This window comes from Shewanella sp. SR43-4, assembly GCF_014163845.1.
GTDB lineage: Bacteria > Pseudomonadota > Gammaproteobacteria > Enterobacterales > Shewanellaceae > Shewanella > Shewanella vesiculosa.
The window spans coordinates 1-576 of the sequence record NZ_JACJEB010000052.1 but is presented as its reverse complement, the minus strand read 5'-3'; the positions used below and the strand labels follow the sequence as shown (position 1 = coordinate 576).

Below are 576 nucleotides of genomic sequence, written 5' to 3'. Positions count from 1 at the left end.
CAGGGCGAGATCGTGAACGTTTTTCAATCAACTTAACACACTATTTGACGTTAACATTTAGCTATGATCTTATACTCCCTTTTTTCGGGAGCTCATCATGCATATTGACCACTTCAAAGAGACTTTTCAAACCATAACTGACCAACGCCAAGGGGCTAAAGTGACCTATTGCCTTTTTGAGGTTTTGTTTGGTTCTCTATGTGCCGTTATCGCAGGAGCTAAAGGCTGGTTTGATATTCGAGAATACATACTTGGACATCATGATTGGTTTAAAAACAATAACCTATTCGTGAGTGGCATTCCTGCTGATGACACTATAGCTCGTATCATATCAACGATAGAACCAGAACAATTTCACCGGTGTTTTATCAAATGGATGTCATCGATACACACTCTTACCGAAGGCCAAGTGATTGCTATCGATGGAAAAACGCTTCGGGGGTCATACAATCGTCAAGACAGAGCCAGTACCATACACATGATTAGTGCTTATGCTTCATCAAACAAATTAGTACTTGGCCAACTTAAAACAGAACAAAAAAGCAATGAGATAACTGCCATTCCTGAGTTGATAAA

The 576-nt window shown here is 39.8% G+C and carries 1 protein-coding gene; it reads left to right on the top strand.

Annotation, left to right across the window (positions count from 1 at the left end):
- Nucleotides 1-97: 97 nt before the first annotated feature.
- The coding region (locus tag H5123_RS20375) for an ISAs1 family transposase (protein ID WP_182699096.1) at nucleotides 98-576 on the top strand (479 nt) is incomplete at its 3' end.